21 protein-coding genes are annotated in these 25016 nt (G+C 70.1%); 15 read left to right on the plus strand and 6 right to left on the minus strand.

What is annotated here, in order from left to right; all coding sequences use genetic code 11:
- The first annotated feature begins 58 nt into the window (after positions 1-58).
- The 4 genes from grpE (at position 59) to JYK02_RS25965 (ending at position 4687) form a co-directional block, all read left to right on the plus strand.
- Positions 59-907, plus strand: coding sequence for a nucleotide exchange factor GrpE (gene grpE / locus JYK02_RS25950; protein WP_207054862.1), 849 nt, complete (start codon positions 59-61; stop codon positions 905-907).
- Positions 908-909: 2 nt separating this feature from the next.
- A complete protein-coding gene (gene dnaK, locus JYK02_RS25955) occupies positions 910-2739 on the plus strand; it encodes a molecular chaperone DnaK (RefSeq protein WP_207054864.1) in 1830 nt (609 codons plus the stop codon).
- 99 nt (positions 2740-2838) lie between these two features.
- Positions 2839-3150: a hypothetical protein gene (locus tag JYK02_RS25960; protein WP_207054866.1), complete on the plus strand. Its 312-nt coding sequence runs from the start codon at positions 2839-2841 to the stop codon at positions 3148-3150.
- Between the two features lie 103 nt (positions 3151-3253).
- On the plus strand, positions 3254-4687 hold the full coding sequence (locus tag JYK02_RS25965) for a serine/threonine-protein kinase (RefSeq protein WP_207055335.1): 1434 nt from the start codon (positions 3254-3256) through the stop codon (positions 4685-4687).
- A 96-nt stretch (positions 4688-4783) separates the two neighbouring features.
- Here the strand turns inward: JYK02_RS25965 and JYK02_RS25970 are convergent, their stop codons facing one another.
- The gene (locus JYK02_RS25970; protein WP_242588899.1) at positions 4784-5650 is read right to left on the minus strand and encodes a YsnF/AvaK domain-containing protein; all 867 of its coding nucleotides are present in this window, start codon (positions 5648-5650) and stop codon (positions 4784-4786) included.
- 359 nt (positions 5651-6009) lie between these two features.
- Here JYK02_RS25970 and JYK02_RS25975 point away from each other — a divergent pair, with 359 nt between their 5' ends.
- From JYK02_RS25975 to JYK02_RS26010, 8 genes are all read left to right on the plus strand, one after another.
- The gene (locus JYK02_RS25975; protein ID WP_207054867.1) at positions 6010-6324 is read left to right on the plus strand and encodes a hypothetical protein; all 315 of its coding nucleotides are present in this window, start codon (positions 6010-6012) and stop codon (positions 6322-6324) included.
- A 139-nt stretch (positions 6325-6463) separates the two neighbouring features.
- Positions 6464-7675, plus strand: a complete 1212-nt coding sequence (locus tag JYK02_RS25980; protein ID WP_207054868.1) for an ABC transporter substrate-binding protein — start codon at positions 6464-6466, stop codon at positions 7673-7675.
- 20 nt (positions 7676-7695) lie between these two features.
- Positions 7696-8616 carry a branched-chain amino acid ABC transporter permease gene (locus JYK02_RS25985; RefSeq protein ID WP_207054869.1) on the plus strand — a complete coding sequence of 307 codons (921 nt, stop codon included), beginning with the start codon at positions 7696-7698 and terminating at the stop codon, positions 8614-8616.
- Positions 8616-9686, plus strand: coding sequence for a branched-chain amino acid ABC transporter permease (locus JYK02_RS25990; RefSeq protein WP_207054870.1), 1071 nt, complete (start codon positions 8616-8618; stop codon positions 9684-9686). Before JYK02_RS25985 ends, JYK02_RS25990 begins: the two co-directional genes overlap by 1 nt.
- Positions 9683-10570: an ABC transporter ATP-binding protein gene (locus tag JYK02_RS25995; protein ID WP_207054871.1), complete on the plus strand. Its 888-nt coding sequence runs from the start codon at positions 9683-9685 to the stop codon at positions 10568-10570. The genes JYK02_RS25990 and JYK02_RS25995 overlap by 4 nt, the downstream gene beginning before the upstream one ends.
- A complete protein-coding gene (locus tag JYK02_RS26000) occupies positions 10567-11319 on the plus strand; it encodes an ATP-binding cassette domain-containing protein (protein WP_207054872.1) in 753 nt (250 codons plus the stop codon). Before JYK02_RS25995 ends, JYK02_RS26000 begins: the two co-directional genes overlap by 4 nt.
- A 179-nt stretch (positions 11320-11498) precedes the next feature.
- Positions 11499-12260 (plus strand): hypothetical protein, encoded by a 762-nt coding sequence (locus JYK02_RS26005; protein WP_242588900.1) that lies wholly within the window; start codon positions 11499-11501, stop codon positions 12258-12260.
- Between the two features lie 186 nt (positions 12261-12446).
- Positions 12447-14861 carry a WD40/YVTN/BNR-like repeat-containing protein gene (locus JYK02_RS26010; RefSeq protein WP_242588901.1) on the plus strand — a complete coding sequence of 805 codons (2415 nt, stop codon included), beginning with the start codon at positions 12447-12449 and terminating at the stop codon, positions 14859-14861.
- Positions 14862-14908: 47 nt separating this feature from the next.
- Here JYK02_RS26010 and JYK02_RS26015 read toward each other — a convergent pair whose 3' ends face one another.
- Both JYK02_RS26015 and JYK02_RS26020 read right to left on the minus strand, forming a co-directional pair.
- Positions 14909-17044 (minus strand): putative metal-binding motif-containing protein, encoded by a 2136-nt coding sequence (locus JYK02_RS26015; RefSeq protein WP_207054875.1) that lies wholly within the window; start codon positions 17042-17044, stop codon positions 14909-14911.
- Between the two features lie 78 nt (positions 17045-17122).
- Entirely contained in the window at positions 17123-17776 is a 654-nt protein-coding gene (locus JYK02_RS26020; RefSeq protein WP_207054877.1) for a YiiX/YebB-like N1pC/P60 family cysteine hydrolase, read from the minus strand.
- 263 nt (positions 17777-18039) lie between these two features.
- Here JYK02_RS26020 and JYK02_RS26025 point away from each other — a divergent pair, with 263 nt between their 5' ends.
- Positions 18040-20235 carry a PhnD/SsuA/transferrin family substrate-binding protein gene (locus tag JYK02_RS26025; RefSeq protein WP_207054879.1) on the plus strand — a complete coding sequence of 732 codons (2196 nt, stop codon included), beginning with the start codon at positions 18040-18042 and terminating at the stop codon, positions 20233-20235.
- Positions 20236-20244: 9 nt separating this feature from the next.
- Here the strand turns inward: JYK02_RS26025 and thpR are convergent, their stop codons facing one another.
- Positions 20245-20799: an RNA 2',3'-cyclic phosphodiesterase gene (gene thpR / locus JYK02_RS26030; protein ID WP_207054880.1), complete on the minus strand. Its 555-nt coding sequence runs from the start codon at positions 20797-20799 to the stop codon at positions 20245-20247.
- Positions 20800-20826: 27 nt separating this feature from the next.
- Positions 20827-21369, minus strand: coding sequence for a metal-dependent hydrolase (locus JYK02_RS26035; RefSeq protein ID WP_207054881.1), 543 nt, complete (start codon positions 21367-21369; stop codon positions 20827-20829).
- A gap of 72 nt (positions 21370-21441) precedes the next feature.
- Here JYK02_RS26035 and JYK02_RS26040 point away from each other — a divergent pair, with 72 nt between their 5' ends.
- Positions 21442-22683, plus strand: coding sequence for an adenylate/guanylate cyclase domain-containing protein (locus JYK02_RS26040; protein ID WP_207054882.1), 1242 nt, complete (start codon positions 21442-21444; stop codon positions 22681-22683).
- Positions 22684-22745: 62 nt separating this feature from the next.
- On the opposite strand, the gene proS is transcribed toward JYK02_RS26040, so the two are convergent.
- Complete coding sequence (gene proS / locus JYK02_RS26045; RefSeq protein ID WP_207054883.1) at positions 22746-24179, minus strand: proline--tRNA ligase; 1434 nt, start codon at positions 24177-24179, stop codon at positions 22746-22748.
- A 127-nt stretch (positions 24180-24306) separates the two neighbouring features.
- Between proS and JYK02_RS26050 the strand changes: the two genes are divergently transcribed.
- The gene (locus JYK02_RS26050; protein WP_207054884.1) at positions 24307-25002 is read left to right on the plus strand and encodes a DUF4336 domain-containing protein; all 696 of its coding nucleotides are present in this window, start codon (positions 24307-24309) and stop codon (positions 25000-25002) included.
- Positions 25003-25016: the final 14 nt, after the last annotated feature.

Here is a 25016-nt window from a genome sequence, read left to right on the forward strand (position 1 = left end):
CGCCGGGCTCGCGCGACCTCCCCGGGTCCTGTTGGATCGCTCCGCGTCGCGTGAGATAGTGCGCGCCGTGTCGGGTACCAATGACAAGGGTAGCATCCAGACGGACATCGGGCAGGACGTGATCGACGATGCGGTTCGCAGCGTCGAGCGTCGGATGGACGAAGACGCGGACAGCGCGGGCACGGAGGTGGAGCTGGACGTCTCCGCCCCTCCCGCCGAAGCGGACGCCTCCACCCCCGAAGTCACTCCCCCCACCGAGGACGCGGCCGCGCTCCGCCAGGAGGTGGAGTCGCTGCGCGCGCAGCTGGACTTCAGCCAGACCAAGGCTCGCGAGACGCTGGAGCGCCTGAAGGAGGCGCACGAGCGCGCCAAGGACTTCCAGGACCGGGCCGTCCGCTCCGCCGCGGACCTGGAGAACTACCGGAAGCGCGCGCAGAAGGAGAAGGAGGACGTCCAGAAGTTCGGCGTGGAGAAGCTCCTCAAGGACCTGCTCCCCGTGGTGGACAACCTGGACCGCGCGCTCGACGCCGCCGGCAAGTCCCCCGACTTCGACAGCTTCCAGAAGGGCGTGGCCATGACGCGCAAGTCCTTCGAGGACTCGCTCGCGCGCCACGGCGTGAAGGGCTTCTCCGCCAAGGGCCAGCCCTTCGACCCGCGCCTGCACGAAGCCATCCAGCAGGTGGAGTCCGCGGACGTCCCGGCGGGCCACGTGCTCTTCGAGGTGACGCGCGGCTTCTACCTCAACGACCGCCTGGTGCGTCCGGCCATGGTCGTCGTCGCCCGCGCGCCGGAAGTGGCCGCGCCCGCGGCCAGCACTGAAGCACCGAAGGCCTCTGAAGAAGGCAGCAGCAGCGCGGAGCCCCAGACTTCCGCGCCGTCCGACAGTTCCTCCGGGGGGGAGCAGTAGTCATGGCGAAGGTGATTGGAATCGACCTGGGCACCACCAACTCCTGCGTCGCCGTGATGGAAGGCGGCGAGCCGGTGGTCATCCCCAACAGCGAAGGCAGCCGCACCACGCCCTCCATGGTGGGCTTCACCGACTCCGGTGAGCGCCTGGTGGGCCAGATTGCCAAGCGGCAGGCCATCACCAACCCGGAGAACACCGTCTTCGCGGCCAAGCGGCTCATCGGCCGGAAGTACGACTCGCCGGAGGCGAGGAAGGCCATTGGCGTCTCCTCCTTCAAGGTGGCGCCCAGCCCCAACGGCGACGCGTGGGTGGAGATCCGCGGCAAGGGCTACAGCCCGCCGGAAGTCTCCGCCATCGTGCTGATGAAGATGAAGCAGACGGCGGAGGACTACCTGGGTGAGCCCGTCACCGAGGCCGTCATCACCGTCCCCGCCTACTTCAACGACAGCCAGCGCCAGGCGACGAAGGACGCGGGCCGCATCGCGGGCCTCAACGTGCTGCGCATCATCAACGAGCCCACGGCCGCGGCGCTCGCGTACGGCCTGGACAAGGTGAAGGACGCGACCACGGAGCGCGTCGCCGTCTACGACCTGGGCGGCGGCACGTTCGATATCTCCATCCTGGAGCTCACCGCCGGCGTGTTCGAGGTGAAGAGCACCAACGGCGACACGTTCCTGGGCGGCGAGGACTTCGACCAGCGCCTCATCGACTACCTGGCCAAGCGCTTCGCGGAGCAGAACAACGGCCTGGACCTGCGCAAGGACCGCATGGCGCTCCAGCGCCTGAAGGAAGCCGCCGAGCGCGCCAAGCACGAGCTGTCCAGCGCCCCGGAGACGGAGGTCAACCTCCCGTTCATCACCGCGGACGCGTCCGGCCCCAAGCACCTCACGGAGACCGTGGACCGGGCCACCTTCGAGGCCCTGGTCGCGGACCTCATCGACCGCTCCATCGAGCCGTGCCGCATCGCGCTCAAGGACGCAGGCGTCACCGCGCAGGCCATCAACCAGGTCCTCCTGGTGGGCGGCATGACGCGCATGCCGCGCGTGCAGCAGAAGGTGAAGGAGTTCTTCGGCAAGGAGCCCCACAAGGGCATCAACCCGGACGAGGTCGTCGCCGTGGGCGCGGCCATCCAGGGCGGCGTGCTCAAGGGCGAGGTGAAGGACGTCCTCCTGCTGGACGTCACGCCGCTGTCGCTGGGCGTGGAGACGGCGGGCGGCGTCTTCACGAAGATCATCGACAAGAACACCACCATCCCCTGCAAGAAGGGCCAGGTGTTCTCCACCGCGGTGGACAACCAGCCGCTCGTGTCCGTGCACGTCCTGCAGGGCGAGCGCGAGATGGCGGCGGACAACAAGACGCTGGCGCGCTTCGAGCTCGTCGGCATCCCGCCCGCGCCGCGCGGCGTGCCGCAGATTGAAGTGTCCTTCGACATCGACGCGAACGGCATCGTGCACGTGAGCGCGCGCGACCTGGGCACCGGCAAGCAGCAGCAGGTGCGCGTGGTGGGCAACTCCGGCCTGTCCGAGGCCGAAATCCAGGCGATGATCAACGACGCCCAGTCGCACTCCGCGGACGACAAGAAGAAGAAGGAGCTGGCGGAGCTGCGCAACAACGCGGACGGGCTCATCTACACCACGGAGAAGAGCCTGGAGGAGTACGCCAACCTCCTGTCGGAGAAGGACCGCGGCGAAATCCAGGCGGACCTGGAGCGCCTGCGCTCCGTGCTCAACACCTCCGACGCGGGCGCCCTGAAGGAGGCCTTCCAGCGCCTGGAGGGCAGCGCGTACCGCATCGCGGACGCCATCTACACCGACCAGGCGAAGTCCGGCTGACGCCTCACCCCGGGGTTGTGGGCCGGGCGGTGTGCAATCGCCCGGTCCCCCCGTTCGTAGTCCCCGGCGTCCGTCCCGCTTTCCCTCGGAGCCTCCCTCATGGAAATGACCGAAGCCGTCATGATCATCATGGTCACCGGCATGACCGTCGGCGTGCCGCTGCTCGGTCTCACGCTGCGCTTCGCCCTCAAGCCCGTGGTGGAGACGTGGCTGCGCGTGCGGGAGGTCCAGGCCCGGGGGCAGGTGGCCGCCGGGGAGCTGGAGGGACTGCGCGCGCGCGTGGCGCACCTGGAGCACATGCTGGACCGGCACGGCATGCTGGAGCACCCCGTCACCCGCGGGACGCCGGAGCCCCGGGAGCTGCCCGAGCACCTGTCCGCGGTGGTGCGCGTGGACCGCGAGCGCGTCTGACACTCCACCCGGGGAGCGCTCCATCCCCGCCGGGTTTTCGGGTATTGATGGAGCCGTGGCGTTCCAATCCCCGGAAGAAGAGCTGGCCTTCCTGCGCGGCCTGATGGCCGTGAACCGGATGGCCGACGACATCCTCGAGGACTGCCTGGAGCGGGGGCTGGACCTCGACACCGGCCTGGACGTGTTCCTCACGCAGTGCGCCCGGATGGTGCACGCGAAGGCGGGCTTCGTGTCCCTGCGCGGGACGCGGGGGCCCGTGCTGACGCGCGTCCTGGGGGAGCTGGGGGCGGACGTCTTCGAGGCGGCCCACTGGAGCGGCCCCCGGAAGCTGCGCGAGGGCCGGATGCTCTTCTGCCAGCAGCTCACCCTGGGGCGGCTGAACCTGGGCGGGCTGGGGCTGGTGGTGGACGGGGACTTCGAGGACGGCGGCAAGCGGGTGATGGGGCTGGTGGAGGCCATTGGCGAGCAGCTGGACTCCGCCGTGCTGTCCTTCCTGGCGCTGACGGACGGCCGGGGCCCGCTGGAGCGGCTGGACGAACTGGACGTGGACGGCACGCCGGTGAACCGCGGGCGCATTGGCCGCTATGAAATCGTGCGGCCCCTGGGCACGGGCGGCATGGCGCAGGTGCTCATCGCGCGCACGCGCGGGCCGGAGGGGCTGGGGCGGCTGGTGGCGCTCAAGCGCATCCTGCCCCACCTGACGGCCCAGCCGGAGATGGTGCAGCAGTTCCTGGACGAGGCGCGCATCGGCCTGCGGCTGTCGCACCCCAACCTCGTGCACGTCTACGACTTCGGCGAGGCGCAGGGCGCGTACTACATCGCCATGGAGCTGGTGAACGGCATCGACCTGGACCGGCTGCTGCGCGCCAGCAAGGGGCCCGTGGAGCCGGCGGTGGCGTCCGCCATCGTGTCGCAGGCGCTCCTGGGGCTGCACGCCGCGCACGGGCTCAAGGGCGAGGACGGCGCGTCCCTGGACCTGGTGCACCGCGACCTGTCGCCGCACAACCTGATGGTGGGCTTCGACGGCCAGGTGAAGGTGCTGGACTTCGGCGTGGCCAAGGTGCGCGCGCAGCGCACGGTGACGCTGCCGGGCATCGTGAAGGGCAAGCCGCTCTACATGTCGCCGGAGCAGGCGCTGGGCCAGAAGCTGGACGCGCGCAGCGACCTGTTCGCCATGGGGCTCATCCTCTACCAGTCCCTCACGGGCCGGCGCGCCTTCGAGCGCGACGACGAGATGGCCACCATGAAGGCCATCTGCCAGGAGAAGCTGACGAAGCCCCCGGAGGTGCCGGCGCCCCTGTGGAACGTGCTGTCGGTGGCGCTGTCCAAGGCCCCGGAGGCCCGCTTCGACTCCGCCCACGCCATGGCGGACCGGCTGGTGTCCGCCTGTCCGCCCGCGCGCGACACGGTGCTGGCGGCGCTCGCGGGCCGGCTCTTCCCGGAGCGCCTGCGCGACTCGCAGCGGCTGGAGACCACCATGGACCGCGCGCGGGAAGCCCCCACCCGGGCCACGCCGCCAGCCCGCGCACCGCGCTGAGCAACCGATGCGCCACCGCCCGCACGCCGCGCGCGTGAAGGCGCGGCATGCGGGGCGGAGCACAAGGGCTGTGGTTCTACCTTCCGGTGGGCGGTGCTACTCGCGCTTGAGCGGATCGATGTCCGCGTTCGCGTTGTAGCCGGTGCGGCGCCGCTCTTCGTCCACGTCGGCGTCGGTGCGCACCACCGTCACGCCGTCCACCTCCTCGCGGCGGACGCTGCCCTGCAACCGCTCCTGCTCCTCGATGTCGCGCTTGTGGATGCTGATCTCCTCATCCGTGTACGTGCGCTTGGTCAGCTCCGCCTCCTCCGCGCTCAGCGGGATGCGGATGGTCTCCTCGCGGAAGGCCGCCATGTCGCCGGGGACCGGGTCCTTCGCCACGCGGCGCACCACCTCCACCTCCTCGTGGCGCAGCGGGACCTCCACCGTCTTCATCTCCTCCACGACGACCTTGCGCACCTGGGCCTCGCCCGCGGCGCGCTGATGCTTGGTCACGCCCAGCTCCTCATGGTGCGTGCGCAGCGTGACGTCGTCGTTCGCGATGCGCTCCTTGCCCTGCAGGTCGCTGGCCCGCATGTCGGTGCGCAGGTCGCGGTCCTGGATGCCGGCCGTCCGCGCGCCGGTACCCACGCCCGCGCCAATTCCTCCCACGTTGCTGCCGGTCGCCGTCGCCGCCGTCGCGCCCAGGGCCCCGGGGCCCACGCCCGCGCCGCCGCCCCGGCCCGCCATGACGCCGCCGGAGTCCGACAGGCTGCTCAGCGCCTCGCGGCCGTGGTTGAGGATGATCTCCCCGTCACGGATGTCGCTCACCTCCGAGTAGCGGACCAGGTAGTCCTTCGGGAAGAACATCCCCTTCTCGATGTGGAACTCGCCCTCACTCACGGCGAACACCTTGCCCAGCTTCTCGCCGTCGATGCTGCGGACCGTCATCCCTTCCTTGATGTCGTTGCGCTTGATCATCATTGATGGCTCCTTGTGCCTTCACGTCGGGGTCGGGTGTGGTCGGAAGCGGAGCGCCTGGGTCATCCGTCGTGCTGCGGTCGGCTTCCTTGGGGAAGGGACGTGAGGTGCCCGCCACGGCCATCACGAGGAAGGTGGGTGCACCTGCGCCCAGGGAAACCCCTGGCGCCAGATGATCCGGGGGCTCGCCGAGCCGCACGCCGCTCACGACGCCGCACCGACCGCCCTCCTGCCTCCCGTCCGGACACCGAGCGTGCAGGGCCAGCGCCACCGGACTCCCCGCTGGCCGCGCGCGTGCACACGCCCCACTGTGTGGGGGCGCCGGCCGGACCTCCCGGCTCGCGTAGAAGAAGGAGCCTTCGATGCGAGCCATGAGGCCAGGCCGGGGACTCGGGTGGATGGCCGGCGCGGTGGGGCTGCTGGTGGCGGGCAGGCTGTGGCGCCGCCGCACGGGCGCGTCCCTTCCGGAGCCCGCTCCCTCCATGGCGCCGGAGCCGGAGCCCGCCTGGCCGCCGGACGATGAGGCCTCTTCCCAAACCACGCCCTTCGCCGGCTGGGACCTGACGCAGGAGGACGCGGACACCCCTCGGGAGGAGGCCGGGGCACCGGGGCCGGGCCTCCCGCCAAGAGTCCGCCGGGGACCGTCGGGCCGGGAGCACTTCTGGCTGGAGCCCTGACGCGGGGCATGGGGTCGCGACAGCGATGTTCCGGGGTGTTGGCAGGACCCCGGAGCCAAGCTGTGCGCTTGACCCATGGGGAGGGCTCCCCTAGAAAACCGGGGCTTTGCCCGTCATCTCCCCCGGAGGAATTCCCCGCATGCGACGACTTGCCCCGATGCTCCTCGCCGCGCTCGCCGTCCTGGCGGCCGCCTGCGAGAAGAAGACGCAGCCCACGGGAGAGGCGGGCGGCCAACCCGCGGCGCAGGCCCCGGCCACCGCGCAGGGGGGCGGCGCGCCTCCGGCCGGTGACGACGTCATCGTGCTGGGTGAAGTGGGCGCGCTGACGGGCGGTCAGGCGACCTTCGGCATCTCCAGCCGCAACGGCATCGCGCTGGCGCTGAAGGAGGCCAACGCGGCCGGCGGCGTGAAGGGCAAGAAGCTGGTCGTGCGCGTGTACGACGACCAGAGCAAGCCCGAGGAGGCGGCGCAGGCCGTCACCCGCCTCATCACCCAGGACAAGGTGGTGCTCATCCTGGGCGAGGTGGCGTCCTCCAGCTCCCTGGCCATGGCGGAGAAGGCGCAGGCGGCCGGCGTGCCCATGATCACCCCGTCGTCCACCAACCCCTCCGTGACGGAGAAGGGCGACAACATCTTCCGCGTCTGCTTCATCGACCCGTTCCAGGGCTTCGTGATGGCGAAGTTCGCGCGGGAGAACCTCAAGCTCAACAAGGTCGCCGTCCTCCAGGACAACAAGAGCGCCTACTCCATTGGCCTCACGGAGGTGTTCCGCCAGAAGTTCGCGGAGATGGGCGGCAAGATCACCGTCACGGAGAGCTACAGCCAGGGCGACACGGACTACCGCGCGCAGCTGACCGCCATCAAGAAGACGCAGCCGGAGGGCATCTACGTGCCGGGCTACTACAGCGAGGTGGGCGTCATCGCCCGCCAGGCGCGGGAGCTGGGCCTGAAGGTGCCGCTGATGGGCGGCGACGGCTGGGACTCCGAGAAGCTCTTCGAGCTGGGCGGCAGCGCCATCGACGGCAGCTACTTCTCCAACCACTACTCGCCGGACAACCCGGACGAGCGCGTGAAGAAGTTCATCGCGGACTACAAGGCGGACTACAACGGCGCGGTGCCGGACGCGCTCGCGGCGCTGGCGTATGACGCCGCGCGCGTCGCCATCGACGCGCTGAAGCGCGCCCCGGACACCAGCGGCCCGGCCCTGCGCGCGGCCATCGCGCAGACGAAGGACTTCCCCGGCGTGGCGGGCAACATCACGCTGGATGCGAAGCGCAACGCGGTGAAGTCCGCCGTGGTGCTGAAGGTCGCGGACGGCAAGTCCACCTACGTCACCACCATCTCTCCGTAACCCAGGGCCACCCCCGGCACATGTCGCAGCTCCTCCAGCACCTCATCAATGGTCTGGCCGCCGGCACCATCTACGCCCTGGTCGCGCTGGGCTACACGATGGTGTACGGCGTCCTCAAGCTCATCAACTTCGCCCACGGCGACGTGATGATGGTCGGCGTCTACATGGGCTACGCGACCGCCTTCGCCCTCGGGCGCCAGGCGCAGCGTTCCCTGTGGGGCGTGGTCGTCATCTTCGCGGTGGCCATGGTGGGGTGCGCGCTGCTCGGCTTCCTCATCGAGCGCTTCGCCTACCGCCCCCTGCGTGAGAAGCCGCGCCTCACCGCGCTCATCACCGCCATCGGCATCTCGTTCGCGCTGTCGTACGGCTTCCAGCTGGACATCGGTTTCCTGCCGGGCGCGTCCCCCCGGGCCTTCCCGGAGGTCATCGTCCCCAGCGAGTGGTTCATCGTGGGCGACCGCGACGTGGTGGTGTGGAACTGGCAGGTCATCAGCTTCCTCATCGCCGTGGGGCTGATGGCCGCGCTCCAGTTCCTCGTGTACCGCACGCGCTTCGGCAAGGCGATGCGCGCGGTGTCCTTCGACCACCGCACCGCGGCGCTGATGGGCATCCCCACCGACCGCATCATCGCGCTGACGTTCATGCTCTCCAGCGCGCTGGCGGCGGGCGCGGGCCTGCTCTACGCCATCAAGGACACGTCCGTGAGCCCGCTCATGGGTCTGTACGTGGGCTTGAAGGCCTTCGTGGCGGCGGTCATCGGCGGCATCGGCAACGTGCCGGGCGCCGTGGTGGGCGCGCTCCTCCTGGGCCTGGTGGAGGAGTTCGTCGTGGGCTACGCGGCCAGCACCTGGCGTGACGCGGTGGCCTTCGCCTTCCTCATCCTGGTGCTGCTGGTGAAGCCGGGCGGTCTGTTCGGCCGCGTCGCGGCGGAGAAGGTCTGATGGCGGCCCCTGGCGTAACGACGCTGACCGGCGTGGACACGGGCCGCGTGCCCCCGGCCCTGCGCGGCCTGTTGCCCGTGCTCATCGCGGTGCCGGTGCTGGCGCTGGCGGAGGTGCTGCTGGGCTCCTCGCCCTTCGCCACGTACCTGCTGTCCGTGGTGGGGGTGAACATCATCCTCGCGGTGAGCCTCAACATCGTGAACGGCATGACGGGCCAGTTCTCCATTGGCCACGCGGGCTTCATGGCCGTGGGCGCGTACATCGCGGGCGTCACGTCGCTGGAGCTCAAGGAGGTGGCGCTGTCCTTCCTCCCGGTGGCGGCCAGCGACCAGGTGCTCTTCACCGTGGCGCTGCTCGCGGGCGGCGCCTGCGCGGCCTTGTGCGGCTTCCTCGTGGGCCTGCCGTCCTTGCGGCTGCGCGGGGACTACCTGGCCATCGTCACGCTGGGCTTCGGTGAGATCATCCGCGTGGTGGTGCAGAACACGGAGGCCTTCGGCCGCGCGCTGGGCCTGTCCGGCATCCCGCAGTACTCCAGCGTGGCCATGGTGTACTTCTGGGTCTTCCTGGTGGTGCTGGTGGCCCGGAGAATCGCGGGCTCCAGCCACGGCCGCAGCCTGTGGGCCATCCGCGAGGATGAAGTGGCCGCGGAGGCCATGGGCGTGGACACCACCGGCTACAAGGTCCGCGCGTTCGTCATCTCGTCGTTCTTCGCGGGCATCGCGGGCGGCCTGTTCGCGCACTTCGTGCCCATCATCAACCCGGGCTCGTTCACCTTCGTGAAGTCCATGGAGATCGTCGTCATGGTGGTGCTGGGCGGGCTGGGCTCCAGCACGGGCGCCATCGTCGCGGCCATCTTCCTCACGCTGCTGCCCGAAGGCCTGCGCTCGCTGTTCGGCGCGCTGGGCGCGGAGGGGAGCCTGGCGCAGAAGGTGGATCAGATCCGCATGCCCGTGTACGGCATCCTGCTGGTCGTGCTGATGCTGGCGCGGCCGCAGGGCCTGTTCGGCACGAAGGAGCTCTGGGACGTGCTGCCCCGGTGGCTTCCCCGGAAGAAGAAGGGGCTGACATGAGCGCCGCCGTGACCCCTGTCTCCGCCGCTGGCACGCAAGACGCGCTGCTCCAGGCGTCCGGCGTGAGCATCCGCTTCGGGGGCCTCAAGGCCCTCACGGACTTCAACCTCACCGTGCGCCAGGGGGACCTGCTGGGCCTCATCGGTCCCAACGGCGCGGGCAAGTCCACCGCGTTCAACGTGCTCACCGGCGTGTACCAGCCCACCGAGGGCGAGGTGCGCGTGGCCGGTCAGCGGGTGAATGGCTGGGTGCCGCATCAGATCAACCACCTGGGCCTCGCGCGCACGTTCCAGAACATCCGCCTGTTCCGCGCCCTCACCGCGCTGGACAACGTGAAGGTGGCCTGCCGCGCGCAAGGCGGGCTGCACCCCGTGCGCCTGGGGCCCATGGCGAAGGCGGGTACGGCGCTGCGCAACTACCGCGACTGGTGGCGCGCGCTCTTGCTCACCCCCGGCTTCCAGGCCGAGGAGCGCGAGCTGACGCGCCAGGCGGAGCACCTGCTGGAGGTCATGGGCCTGTCGCACCGCCGCGACGAGGAGGCGAAGAACCTCCCCTACGGCGAGCAGCGCCGGCTGGAGATTGCCCGGGCGCTGGGCACGCGCCCCAAGGTGCTGCTGCTGGACGAGCCCGCGGCGGGCATGAACACGCGCGAGAAGGCGGACCTGATGGTGCTCATCCGCCGGCTGCGCGACGAGTTCTCGCTGGGGGTGCTGGTCATCGAGCACGACATGAAGCTGGTGATGGGCATCTGCGAGCGCATCACCGTGCTGGACCACGGCGAGACCATCGCCCGAGGCGCTCCGGCGGAAGTGCGCAGCGACCGCAAGGTCATCGAGGCGTACCTGGGCGACAGCTACCTGGAGTCCCACGGAGGCGCGGCGTGAGCGAGCCGGTGAAGGTGCTGGGCGAGCGGCGCGCGTTCGACCCGCTGCTGACGGTGCAGGACCTCCAGGTCCGCTACGGCGCCATCCAGGCGCTGCGGGGCGTGTCCCTGACGGTGGGCAAGGGCGAGATGGTGGCCCTCATCGGCGCCAACGGCGCCGGCAAGACGAGCACCCTGCGCGCGGTGAGCGGCATGCTCAAGCCGTCCGCGGGCCGCATCACGCTCGCGGGGCAGGACATCACGGGCCTCAAGGCGCACCAGCTGGTGCCGCGCGGCATGGCGCACGCGCCGGAGGGACGGGGCATCTTCCCCAACCTCACCGTGTTCGAGAACCTGGAGCTGGGCGCGTACCTGCGCAAGGACACCGCCCAGGTGCGCCAGGACATGGACAAGGGCTTCGGCCTCTTCCCGGTGCTGCGCGAGCGCCAGAAGCAGCTGGCCGGCACGCTCTCCGGCGGCGAGCAGCAGATGCTGGCCATTGCCCGGGCGCTGCTCTCCAAGCCGCAGCTGCTGCTCCTGGATGAGCCGTCCCTGGGCCTGGCGCCGCAGGTGACGGAGACCATCTTCCGCACGCTGCGCGAGGTGAACGCCACCGGCGTCAGCGTGCTCCTGGTGGAGCAGAACGCGCACCTGGCCCTCAACGCCGCCCACTACGGCTACGTGCTGGAGACGGGCGAGGTGGTGATGGCCGGCCCGGGCAAGGCGCTGCTGGACAGCGCCGAGATTCGGCGCGCGTACCTGGGCGAATAGCCCTCCCGCGCCGACTTTCCGGCTCCGCCGCGTTGTCCGCCCCCGGACGCTTCCGGGGGCGGGGCGCGGGCAAGTTCCTCGCGCCGTGCCGAAACTCGGGTAGTCAGCGGCGGAGCACTTCGTCTAGCGTCCGACAGGACTCTCCGTCTCACTCCTCTTCCCTCTCAGGAAGCGTGCCCATGCGTCCGTTGTCCCGCCTCCTCCTCGCCTCGCTCACCACCCTCGCGCTCATCGCCGGGGCTTGCGCCAACCAGCAGAAGACCGACGGCTCCTCGGGAGGAACCGGGGGTCCCCAGGCCATGTCCACCATTGAGGACGTGCCCAACGAGGGCTCCGCGGACGGCACCGCCGCGGCCCCCGCCCCGGCCTTCAAGCCCTACGAGGCCACGGAAGGCTTCACCATCGGCATGCCCGCGGAGCCCCAGGTGGAGCGCAAGCAGGTTCCGCTGGGCGCCAACACCGTGAACACCGCCGCGTTCTCCTCGCGCACCGAGGACGGCACCATCTACTCCATCAGCACCGCGGACTACCCGGAGAAGCTGGTGGCGAGCCGTCCTCCGGAGGCCCTGCTGAACGAGGGCAAGGACGGCCTGGTGAAGCAGGTCCAGGGCACCATCAAGGAAGAGGCCGACGTCACCCTCGATGGCTACCCCGGCAAGTCCTACACCGTCACGTCGCCGGTGGTGGGTGAGCTGAAGGCCCGCAACTTCCTGGTGGGCCCGCGCCTGTACACGCTGCTGGTCATCTACAACCCCAACCACCCCAACACCACGGCGGACGCGTTCCTCACCTCGCTGAAGCTGGTGAACCCGCCCCCGGCCATCACCACGGCCACCCCGGACGCCGGCACGTCCATGGACGCGGGCACGGTCGAGGGCATGGACGCGGGCACCGGCACCGACGCGGGCACCACGACGCCGCGCCGCCGCAAGGCGAAGTAGTCGCAAGACACTGACGCGACGCTCCCACAAGGCTCGGGGGCGTCGCGCGGTGTGGGTGTGTTCACCGGTCCGCGTGGAGAGTGTCGGGCCCTGCCGGTCCGCCTCCGCCGGATTCCGCCCGCTGGATTGCTCCTGGGTCCCCCGTCCCTACCTTTCGCGCGGGGATACGACAGGGGGCGCAATCACATGATGTCCTGGGTGGGAGCCCTGCTGACCACGGTGGTGGCGGCGGGTGGGGTGCCCATGGTGCCGGCTGGCGGGGGCAATGCCCTGACGCTGCCGGCGCATCGGCACGCGGTGCGAATCGAGACAGGCAACGGGCATGCGCCCACGTGGCTCCTGGCCATCCAGCAGCAGGGGGCGGAAGGGGAGGGGCTGAACCTCTTCCGCTCCGAGGACGGCTTCGGGAGCTTCACGAAGCTGGCCCCCATCCAGCCGGATGCGTCGCACCACGACCGCGCGGAGCTGGTCGCGGTGGGGCGGGACGTGGCGATGGTCTACGCGTACGAGGGGCCTTCACTGGCCGCGTCGTCGCGGCACGACGTGTACTTCCAGTGGTGGCGCTACGACGCGGCGCAGGACACCTGGGCGCCGGAGCCGGCGGTGCGGGTGTTCAACGCGGACAGCACCCAGGCGTACTCGCGGGCCCTGCTGGCGCGGGACTCGAAGGGGCGGCTGTGGGTGCAGGCGTTCCGGCTGGAGGCGGACGGCGGCGCCACCGCGGTGGTGGCGGTGTCCACCGACAACGGCGCCAGCTTCCAGAGACAGCCGGACCTGGGGCGGACGCGGAAGCGGGGCGGGGGGCGGCTCTTGAGCGTGGGGTCGAAGCTCGTCTTCTTCTGGGCCATGCACGACGGCTTCGAGCCCACGCGGATGCGGGTGCGTGACGCGGCGGATCCGCTGGACACGTGGGGGCCGCAGCGGGACGCGTTCTCCGACGGCATCTACCACGGCGCGGCGCTGAGCGCGGTGGAGGACGGCAAGGGCGGCATCCACCTGGTCTACAAGGACGAGACGGAGCGGCTGTATTACCGGCGCTTCGACGGGACGTCGTTCGGCTCGCGCATCCTGGTGGAGGGGACACCGGACTGGGCGTTGCAGCCGGCCGTCACGCGCATCGGGGATGCGCTGTATGTCTTCTACAATCACTTCCAGACGGCCACGGATTACGAAGTCCAGGTGCGGGTGCTGCGCGACGGCGTGTTCAGCGCGCCGGTGACGCTGGACTCGCGCACGAGCTTCAAGGGCTACCTGAGCACGCTGGACGTGCTGCCGGACAGTGTCACGGAGGTGCCGTGCTTCTACGGAGACGCGGTGGACGCGAACTCCAGCGGCCGGGTGATGCGCGTGGCCCTGCCTCGTCAGCCGGAAGGAGGCGGTGGCTCCGGGCAGGACGGCGGGACGCCGGACGCGGGTTCGGGCGTGGACGCGGGGACGCCGGATGCGGGCACGGGCGCGGATGGCGGTGTGGATGCGGGGACGCCGGACGCGGGGTCGGGCGTGGACGCGGGGACGCCGGACGCGGGCTCGGATGGCGGCGTGGACGCGGGGACGCCGCCGGTGGACGGCGGGGTGCAGGGGCCGGTGACGCTGGAGCCGGTGTTCACGAACACGACGCACGAGGTGCTGGCGGTGGACGGCGCGGGCACGGTGTACGCGCTGGCGCTGGACGGGAGCCGCTCGAAGCTGTGGGCGAGCACGGATGGCGGGCGCACCTTCAGCGCGAGAGGGCAGGGGGTGGGCGGCGCGTCGTTCTGGGTGATGGCGGTGCTGAAGGACGGGACGTTGCTGGCGCAGATGAGCCGCAGCGGCAGCTACCACCTGGAGCGCTCCACGGACGGAGGGGCGACATGGGCGGATGTTGCATCGCTGGGGAACTACCGCGCGATGTCGCCCGCGAGCTTCGCGGAGCTGGGCGGCACGGTGTTCTTCCTGGAGTACCAGACGTTCACCTCGTCGAGCACGCCGCTGCGGCTGTGGGCGAGCACGGACGGCGGAGCGACGTGGGCGGTACGGGCCACGTTCCAGGAGCACCGGCACGGCACGGCGCTGTACGCGGACCCGACGCGAAGCGTGTTGTGGGCCACGTTCGGCAGCAGCAGCACGCAGGCGGCGGTGGTGCGCTCGACGGACGGGGGGCGCACGTGGACGAAGGTGATGGGCGGCTACGCGGCCAACGCGGTGACGGGGACGGTGTTGTCGGGAGGGGAGCTGCTGTTGGGGCAGTCCACGCTCTACGAGCCGGAGCACCCGAAGCTCCTGCGCGTGTACGCGAGTGGAAGGGTAGACGCGCTGATGACGCTGCCGGGGCCGGCGTACTCACTGGACGCGCTGGCGGGAGGCGGCTTCGTGATGGGAACGGCGAGGGCGGACGTGGGAGACATCCAGCCCGCATCGGACGTCTACGCGCGCCTGTTCACGAGCACGGACGGAGTGACGTGGGTTGAGGCCCGGAGATACGAGCGGGCCGGAAGCACCTCCCTGGCAAGAGCGGAGGTCTGGGGCGTGCTGGCCAACGGAGACCTGGTGGTGCGAGCGGAGAACCTGATGGGCTTCGGAACCGGAGGAAAGGGGTTCCAGGTCCTGCGGGTGAAGCGCTGAGCAACGGCGTCACGGTGGGGCGCGGTGCCCCACCGTGAGCCGGTTTGTTACGGAGGAGGCGGAGGCGGCGCGGACATCAAGTGGAAGACGTTGCCGAAGTTACCAACGGCCCAGATGTCACCGGGGTTGGTGCCTGCAATGTCATACAGGCTCCCTCCAGCAAGAGCGAACTTTTGCCAGGCGATGCCATTCCAGTGATAAATGTTTCCGGCTGCCGTTGTAATGTAGATGGAGCCTTCGCCAAACGCGAGCACGCTCGTGAATTGCTCCGTGACGCCCTGGGGGCTTACCTCCGTCGTCCAGGAACTACCCCCGGTCCATTTGATCAACGCCCCTGAGTCACCGACTGCATAAGCCAGGCGCGGCGTGACGACCTGCACCCCTCTCAACCAAGGCGTGTTGTTGGGAACCGTGGAGGTACTCCAAGTCGTCGCTCCTGATGCGCGTTCAAGAACGAGGCCCTGGTTGGGAGGGGAGCTATTTGAAATGCTACCCACAGCGAAGAGCCGGTCAGTCAGCGTGCCCGAAACGTCGAAGAGGGGCTTTTTGCTCTGGTTCGTGACGGCGGCCGAATTGACGCCTCCATCCCAATTGAAGGTTCTGCCGTCGTCCCCGTTGTTGGCGCTTGTGACGCCGATGAGTTGGACGCCGCCATCCGTGGGAAAGCCAATCAGACCCGTCGTAGTGCCGGATGCCGAGGGCGGCTTGACCGGCGTGCAATCGACACTGGTCGGTGTCTGGATGGTCAGGACGTCGTCTTCACCGCCAATGTAAGCAGTCTCATTGCGTGAGTCCGCCCAAACGCTGTAGAGCGGGCGAGATGTGGTGCCGCCGGGGCACTTGCCCGCGAGGACCGTGAAGTCCGTGTCGCCAGGCCGTTTGAAGGCGCGGGTCGAGTCATCTCCCACGACCCAGACACCGCCGTCGCCATAGAGTGAGATGCTGCGCAGCGCAGCTCCTCCGTCGTTGACGGACTCGGGGATCCAATTAGGTCCTCCATTGGGGCATGCGCCTTCGTCCGTAACCGTGTTGCAATTGTTGTCTTCTCCGTCACAGAGTTCATCCGCGTTGGGATGGGTGAAGGGATTGCCATCATTGCAATCCGCTCCGGCATCAGCGACGTATGTCACGGTGCTGGTGCTGGGATCGACGCACGTCACCTGCTTGCCGGTGTCACGGCCGTAGCGGTCCCCATCTCCATCCGGGTACCAGGTAGGAATCGCGTCAGGCGGCTTGCAGAAGGTCCCGCTGTTATCGGGTTTGCATTGCGTGGTGCTGTTCGCGCATTGGTATGTCGTATCCGTGCAGGTCGTGCCGACGCTGAAGCCTTCGTCCTTGCCAGCAACGCAGTTGTCGTCCTTGTCGTTGCAGATCTCCGTGACGCCGGGATGGACGGCGGGATCGCCGTCGTTGCAGTCGTCGGACGGCGCGCCCAACTGCAGCCGATTCGGCGGCAAGGTCGCCGTGCAGACGAACACCTGGCCCTTCGCAGGATCGGCGTGACCGTCCTGGTCTTCGTCCACCAGCGCGAGCTTTGCATCGGGTGTGAAGCATTCGGCTTGCTGGACGTTGCCTGCTACGCATCGATAGGTGCCCGTGCAGCTGTTGCTCTCGTTAGTGCACCTCCCGCCGATATTGAAGCCCTCGTCCTTCTCGCCATCGCAGTTGTCGTCCGTGTCGTTGCACAGCTCCGCGGCGCCCGGATTGGTGGCCTTGCCCAACTCCGTTGGGGCGTCGTTGCAGTCAGTGCCCCCCCCCTCCTTGGGGACATAGCCATCCAGGTCCATGTCCGGAGCCGCGACCGTGAGGCGCAGTTCCGGAGTCTTGCCTTCCTTCCCGCTGCCTTTCGAGACGGTGATGCCCTCCTTGTTATTGCGCACGGAGTTCCCGCCGCACTGCTTGTTCACCGGCAGCGCCTCGAAGGCATCCGCCCTCACGGAGATGGTCGTGCCCCACTTCTCCGGCACCAGGACGCCCACCACGATTTCGCCGTCGGGGGTGGCGTTCTTCTCGCGGACCGACACGTCCGTCGCGAGCGTGTCCCCACTGGCGTCATCCGTGGCCGTGACCCGCACGCAACCCGGAACGAACTGGGTGTACGTAACCACGACCTTCACCCCGTCCTGGGGATCCTTACAGCCCGCGAGGGCCCACAGCGGCAGCAGCAGAAGAAGGCGTTTCATGGGCGCCCATCCTACCGGCCCTTCCCCCCGCGTGTGAGTCCCTGACCCTCTCTTGAATCCTCAAGGGATGACGCCGCCTCAACGCCCCTTCGGGAAATCCGAATACACCACCGCCAGCCGGGCATCCGCCGCCAGGCTCGCCGGCGTCACCAGCTCCAGGTCCAGCGGCACCGGACCGCCGTAGCGCTCCGCCATCTCCCGCTTCAGGCCCGCCACGTCCAGGTCGCCCAGCCGCTCCATCCTGCCGTACTCCACCCCCGCCCCCGCCGCGTACGCCTTGCGCACCAGCTCCGAGCAGTACATCGCCTCGTCCCCCCACCCGAAGAGCGCGTCGTACGGCTTGCCCAGGTGCCGCTTCGCCTCCTCCACCGCCCGCGCCTTCGCCGCGTCGTCCACCCCTTGTGGCCGCATCACCAGCAGCCGCCCCTTCACGCCGCGCGCCTTCCACCGCGCGAAGGGCGTGCGCTTCACCGGCTGCACGGCCTCCACCACGAACACCCCCTCCGGCGTCACCTCCACCAGCCCCACGTGCGACAGCGGGCTGTGCGTGGCCACCTGGATGGGCTTCGACTGGCGCGATCCCGACGTCTGGAACACCACGTCCCCCGTCCGCACCCGCGCCGCCACGGCTTCCACGCCGCGCGGCGCCGCCTCCGAACCGCGGGCCACCAGCCACGTCGCCCCCACCAGCACGAGGGCCAGCAGCCACAAACCCCTCACAAGCACGCGCATCCGCACATCCCTTCGGGCGGTTCCATCCGTCCACCCACCCCCAGTGCAGCCCCGGTGCCAGCCCCTCCCGAGCCACATTTCACACACCGTATGTCCCGGTCCCTCCCGACCCTGGGTCAGAACGTGGTAAACCTGGGGAACCTACTTATTGCAGTGATTCAAGAATAGTGTGGCATTGTCGTAAATTTTAAGGTAGGTAGGGAACACCCGCGATCCGGCTCTTCGGGCTCGCGGCAGAGGGGGGTTCATCGGAGGAATTCGTCGTGACCGCATCGAACTCGCCCATCCGTTGCCTGCTCTATCCGTCCCTGGGCGAGATACGAGAGCACGTGCGCGTGGAGCTGTTCGCGCGGGCGCTGTCGGAGCGCATGGGCCGCCCGGTGGTGATGTCCATGGCGCCCACCTACGAGTTCCTGGAGGCGGAGCTCGCGGCCGGCCGGGTGGAGATGGCCTGGGGCACCGCCGAGCAGTGCAATGCCTTCGAGCCGCAGGCGCGCGCGGTGCTTCGCGCGGTGCGCTCGGGCAGCTGGCATTACCACTCCGCGTTCATCTGCCGCGCGGACGCGCCGCTGACGCTGGAGACGCTCAAGGGCAAGCGCGTGGCGTGGGTGGCGCCGCGCTCCACCGGCGGGCACCTGCTGCCGGTGCGCCACCTGGAGTCGGTGGGCCTGCGCCCCGACACGCTCTTCTCCGAGCAGCGCTTCCTGGGCACCTACCGCAAGGCGCTGGACGCGGTGCTGCGCGGCGAGTCCGACCTGTGCGCGCTCTTCAGCAACCACTCGGACGCGCACGCGATGCGCGCCACGCTGACGTCGTACCTGGGCGCGGACGCACCGCGGCTCATGCCGTTCCTCTTCACCATCTCCACGCTCGCCGACGGCCTCATCCTCACGAAGCGGCTGCCGGAGGCGGACGCGCAGGCGCTCATCTCCGTCCTCACGCGGATGAACACCGACGGCGCGGGCCTGGAGATGCTCATGGGCCCCTTCCGGGTGGAGGGCTTCGTGCGCTCCCCGGGCCTGGGCGCGCCCGTGTCCAGCCCGCGGCCCTCGTCGGGCGCGGAGTACGTGGCCGGGGAGCTGGACGCGGAGGGGCGCTGCCTGCGGCTGTGGTCCCCGTCCGGCCGGGCCTTCGGCCTGGACGTGCGCGGCGCGGAGGGGCGCAAGCTGGAGGAGACCCTGGGCACCGCGGCGAGCAAGCCGCTCATGTCCCTGCTCCAGGCCGTCCTCCGGGGCGGCTCCGACGGCCGGCTGGAGTACCGGCTCACCGTCGACGGCGACGAGCGCGTCTACGCGGCGGAAATCACCCCCTGCGCCCCGTCACCTGGGGACACCGGCGTGCGGATGGGTTTGCTGGTGCGCGACGTCAGCGGCCTGCGCGCGCTGGAGGACCCGCTGTACCGGCTGGCGTCGTTCCCGCTCCTGCACCCGGAGCCGCTGCTGGAGCTGGGCATGGACGGGGAGCTGCGGTACGCGAACCCCGCCACCCACGCGGCCTTCCAGGACCTGGTGGAGCGCGGCGCCGAGCATCCGCTGGTGCACGCGGCGCTCACCTGGGCGTGGCGCGGCTCACCGCCGGGAGAGCCCCCGCCCACGGTGCACCTGGACGGCCGCTACTGGGAGCTCACCGTCGCGCAGCTGTGGGACCCGCCGGGCCTGCGCGTGTTCGCGCGCGACGTGACGCTGCGCAAGCAGATGGAGGCACGGCTGTTCCAGGCGGACCGGCTGTCCGCGCTGGGCTCGCTCGCCGCGGCGGTGGGCCATGAGATGAACAACCCGCTGGCCTTCGTGCTGGCGAACCTGTCGTTCATCCGCGAGGAGATGGACCGGCTGAAGCAGCCGCTGCTCGAGGGCGAGAAGATTCCGCGCGCGGACCTGGAGGACATGCTGTCCGCGCTGGGCGAGACGGTGGAGGGCGCCACCCGGCTCAAGCACATCGTGCAGGACCTGCGCACGCTGTCTCGCAAGCCGCCGGAGCACCGCGCCCGCGTGGCCGTGCAGCCGGTGCTGGAGAACGCGCTCAAGCTCTTGCGCGGTGAGCTGCAGCACCGCGCGCGGCTGGAGCGGGACTTCCACGACATGCCCACGGTGGACGCGGACGAGGCGCGCCTCACCCAGCTCTTCCTCAACCTGCTGCTCAATGCCTTGCAGCAGATGGACACCCAGGACGCCGCGCACAACGTGCTGCGCGTGGCGGCCTACACCAGCGAGGACGGCGAGGTGGTGGTGGAGGTGCAGGACTCCGGCAAGGGCCTGTCGCAGGACGCGCTCGCGCACATCTTCGAGCCCTTCGCCACCGCGCGCCCCCACAGCACCGGCCTGGGCCTGTCCGTCAGCCACACCATCGTCACCGGCCTGGGCGGCACGCTGCGCGCGGAGAGCCGCGAGGGCCGGGGCACGCTGCTCACCGTCACGCTGCCGGCGGCCGTCCCCGTGGCCGAGTCCCTGCGCGCCTGCTGAAGCGCCGGCTCAGGGGCCGCGCTCCAACGGCACCTCCAGCCGGGGCACGTAGTGGCCGCGCGTGCTCTCGAACAGCACCAGCCGGTCCACGCGCCCCTCGCCCCACGACGCGCCTTGCAGCTCGCGCGCGCACGCCGCCAGGGCCGGGTCCCCTCGCGGCGGCCGGGCCCGGGCCAGCGTCAGGTGCGCGGTGTACTCGGCGTGGTCGGACTTGAAGCCCATGGGCTCCAGCGCTCGGGCCACGTCCGCCTGGAGCGCCTTCAGCGCGGCGACGTCCCCGCGCACGTCCGCCCAGAGCACGCGCGGGTGCGAGGGCGAACCGAACGTCCCGCCCCCCGCCACCGACAGCACGAAGGGCGCGTGGTACAGCCCCACCGGCTCCAGGGCGTCACGCAGCTCCGGCAGGCGCCCTTCGTCCACGTCCCCCAGGAACAGCAGCGTCAGGTGCACGCCCTCCGCCCGCACCCACTTCGCGTCCGGCGCGAGGGCACGCAGGCGCTCGATGCCCCGCCCGGTTTCAGCGGTGAGGGCGTCTCCCAGCGTCACGGCGGTGAACAGGCGCATCGCGATGCTCCTTCGTGAGGACCCGCTTCAGGGAACCTGGACGCTCCCGGCCGCGCGCGCCCTCCGGGGCCAGAGGGCATAGAGCCAGGCAGGCAGGAACACGAGGAACTCCACGCCGCTCACGTACAGCCCCCGCGCGGACAGCATGCCCGCGCCGATGGGCGCCACCGGCAGCGGCCGCACCGGCGCGAAGACGCGCGCGTCGGAGAAGGGCCAGAAGAGCGCCGCGCCCAGCCCGCCGTCCGTGAGCGTGTCCAGGATGCCGTGGCTGCCCACCGCCGCCAGCGTCAGCAGGCCCCAGCGCGTGGCGGACTCGCCCTTCCACCGGGCCAGCGCCGCCACCGCGAGCGCCACCGCCGCCGCGAAGACGAACGAGTGCGACGCACCGCGGTGCCCCCACGGCGCCGAGTAGGGGATGCGCAGCGCGAAGGCCACCACGTCCGCGTCCGGCAGGAGGGCCATCAGCGACAGGAACGCCATCACCGCCAGCCGCCGGCGCCAGGGGGCTCCCGCTCCCGTCTCGTACCGCCCCAGCGCCATGCCCACGGCCACATGCCCGATGCTCGCCATGGGCCGGGACCCTAACGCAGCGGGACCCCGCCTGGAGAGGGGCCCCACGCGTGGGGTAGCCTCCGTTGATACATGCGGTTCCTGTTCTCACGCGCTCGAGTCGAAGCCACCCTGCAACGCCGTCTGGAGGAGTGGCGGGCCGACGTCGGCTCCTGGCTCAACATGACGCGCGTCGGCGCCACCACGGCGTGGCTGCTGCTGGCCGTGGTGGATGACTGGAGCGTGCCGCGAGGCGTGCTCGGGGCCTATCTCGCGCTCGCGGCGGTGGTGTGGGCGGTCGCGCGCCGGGTGCCGGACCTGCTGCGGCGGCCCGCGCTGGGCGTGGCGCTGCTGGACATGCCGCTCATCTACTTCCTCCAGGCGCAGGCCATCCCGGCCACCACCAACGGCGTGCCCACCGCGCTGCTCACCATGGGCGTGTTCCTGGTGCTGGTGGTCATCGTGTCCATGGTGACGCTGTCGCGGCTCATCGTCGCGGCGGCCACGGCGCTGGGCATCGTCGCGGTGGCCATGCTGTGCCTGAGCGCGGGCCTGATGCCCTCCCAGTTCCTGCCCGGCCTGGTGCTGGTGATGGTGCTCGCGTCGTCCGTGGCCTTCTTCATCAGCCGCACGGTGATGGGCCTGGTGACGGACGTGGTGCGCGAGGAGATGCAGCGCGAGCGGCTGGGCCGCTTCTTCTCCCCCGAGGTCGCCCGGCGCATCTCCGAGCGCGGCACCGACGGCGAGGCCGGCGAGCACCGCGAGGTGACGCTGCTGTTCTCCGACATCCGCGGCTTCACCACGCTGTCGGACCGGATGGAGAGCCCCCAGGTGGTGGCGCTGCTCAACGAGTACCTGTCGCGCATGGTGGAAGTGGTGTTCCGCCACGGCGGCACCCTGGACAAGTTCATCGGCGACGGCATCCTCGCGTACTTCGGCGCGCCGCTGGAGCAGCCCGACCACCCGGCGGCCGCCGTGTCATGCGGGCTGGCCATGCTGGAGGCGCTGGAGGCCCTCAACCGGGAGCGTGCCGCCCGGGGCGAGTTCACGCTCGACATCGGCGTGGGCATCCACACCGGCCGCGTGGTGGTGGGCGCCGTCGGCAGCGAGCAGCGCCGCGAGTACACCGTCATCGGCGACGCGGTGAACCTGGCCAGCCGCATCGAGGGCCTGACGAAGAAGGTCGGCGCGCCGGTGCTCGTCTCCCACGCCACGCGCGAGCGCTGCCGGGAGGCCTTCGACTTCGAGGCCGCCGCCCCGCTGCCCGTCGCCGGCAAGCCGGAGCCCGTGGCCACCTTCCTGCCCCGGAAGCGGACCCTGCTCGTCGCGAGCTGAAACGACAACGGGGCCGGGAGTCGCCTCCCAGCCCCGCGAGCGATGCGCACGTCAGCGCGTGCTCAGTACGCCTTGGAGAACACGATGCGGCCCTGCGACGGGTTGCCGGTCATCACGCACTTGCCCGGCTCCTGCTTGAGGCTGAACGGGCGGCAGCGGGTGGTGAGGCCCGTCTCCTCCTTGATGCGCGCCTCCGTCTTCGGGTCGCCGTCCCAGTGCGCCAGCAGGAAGCCGTCCTCCGCCTTCGCCTTCATCTCCTCGTAGGAGTTGACCTCGAAGGTGTGCGCGTCGCGGAAGGCCTTGGCCTTCTGGAACAGGTCCTTCTGCATCTGGTCCAGCATCGCCTGGGCCTTGGCGACGGCCTCGTCCAGCGACACGAACTCCTTCTGGCGCAGGTCGCGGCGCACCATCACGCACGAGCCCTTGGCCAGGTCCTTGGGCCCCAGCTCGATGCGCAGACACGTGCCGATGAGCTCGTGCTCGTTGTACTTGAAGCCCGGGCCCTTCGTTTCGTCGTCGTCCACCACCACGCCCAGGCCCGCCTTGCGCAGGTCCGCGGCCAGCGCGTGCGTCTTCTCCATCACCTGCGTCTTCTCCGCGTCCGTCGCCTTGCCCGCGATGGGGATGATGACCACGTGCGTGGCGGCGATGCGCGGCGGCACCACGAGGCCCGCGTTATCCGAGTGCGTGAGGATGAGCCCGCCGATGAGGCGCGTGGAGGAGCCCCACGACGTCTGCCACACGTGGTGGACCTTGCCGTCGCGGCCCTGGAACGTGGTGTCGAAGGCCTTGGCGAAGTTCTGGCCCAGGTTGTGGCTGGTGCCCGCCTGCAGCGCCTTCTTGTCCTGCATCATCGCCTCGATGCTGTACGTGCGCAGCGCGCCGGCGAACTTCTCCGACTCCGACTTGCGCCCCGGCAGCACGGGCATGGCCATGTAGTCCTCCGCGAACGTGCGGTAGACCTCCAGCATCTGGAGCGTGCGCTCCTCCGCGTCGGCCTCCGTCTCATGGCAGGTGTGGCCTTCCTGCCAGAGGAACTCCGTGGTGCGCAGGAACAGGCGCGTGCGCATCTCCCAGCGCATCACGTTGGCCCACTGGTTCACCAAGAGCGGCAGGTCCCGGTAGCTCTGGATCCACTTGGAGAAGCTGCGGTTGATGATGGTCTCGGACGTGGGCCGGATGACGTACGGCTCCTCCAGCTTCTGGCCGCCCGCGTGCGTGACGACCGCCAGCTGCGGGTTGAAGCCCTCCACGTGCTCGGCTTCCTTCTTGAGGAAGGACTCCGGGATGAGCAGCGGGAAGTAGGCGTTCTTCACGCCCGTGTCCTTGAACATCTTGTCCATCGTCCGCTGGATGTTCTCCCACAGCGCGTAGCCGTTGGGGCGGATGACCATGCAGCCCTTCACGTCCGAGTAGTCGGCGAGCTTCGCCTTCTGGACCAGGTCGACGTACCACTCGGAAAAGCCCTTCTCGCGGGGCGTGAGCTTCTCGGCCATGTGCTGGGCACCTTGCTTGGGGATGGAAAGAGGGGGGTTGCCTACGATGGGATGTTCCGGAAATCAACGCCGGACCGAGGCCGGACTCGTCCCCCGAACGCCGTCCGTGCTTGGAGGAGGACCCGCCATGCCTACGCCCCCTGACACCGCGCCCCACAGGCTCGCCGACGACGTCCACGTGTTCGAGGCCCCCTTCTCCTTCTACGGCGTTCCCGTGGGCGGCCGGATGACGGTCCTCCGCCTGCCGGACGGCGGGCTGTGGGTGCACTCGCCCGTCGCCTTCACGCCGGAGCGGAGGGCCGCCGTGGAGGCCCTGGGGCAGGTGCGCTTCCTCGTGGCCCCCAACCTCATGCACCACGTGCACCTGCCGGACTGGGCCGCGGCCTTCCCCGACGCCCGGGTGGTGGCGCCCGCGGGGCTGCGCGCGAAGCAGCCGGCGCTCCGGATTGACCAGGAGCTGGACGACACGCCCGACCCCGCCTGGGCCCCCGTGCTGGACCAGATGCACGTGCGCGGCATGCCCGCGCTCAACGAGTTCCTCTTCTTCCACCGCCCCAGCCGCACGCTCATCGTCACCGACCTGGCCTTCCACTACCCGCGCGCCGAAGGGTTGCGGCAGCGCGCGTACCTGCTGCTGGACGGCGTCCTGGGGAAGTTCGCGGCCCCGCGCTTCCTGCGCCTCGTCACGAAGGACCGGGAGGCCGCGCGCGCGGCGCTCCAGCGTGCGCTGAGGTGGGACGTGGAGCGCGTCGTCGTCTGTCACGGCCAGGTGCTGGAGAAGGGCGGCCACAAGGCGCTCCACGACGCCTTCACCTGGCTGTAGGGCGCGGTACGCCT

It is taken from the genome of Corallococcus macrosporus (assembly GCF_017302985.1).
Taxonomy (GTDB): Bacteria; Myxococcota; Myxococcia; order Myxococcales; family Myxococcaceae; genus Corallococcus; species Corallococcus macrosporus_A.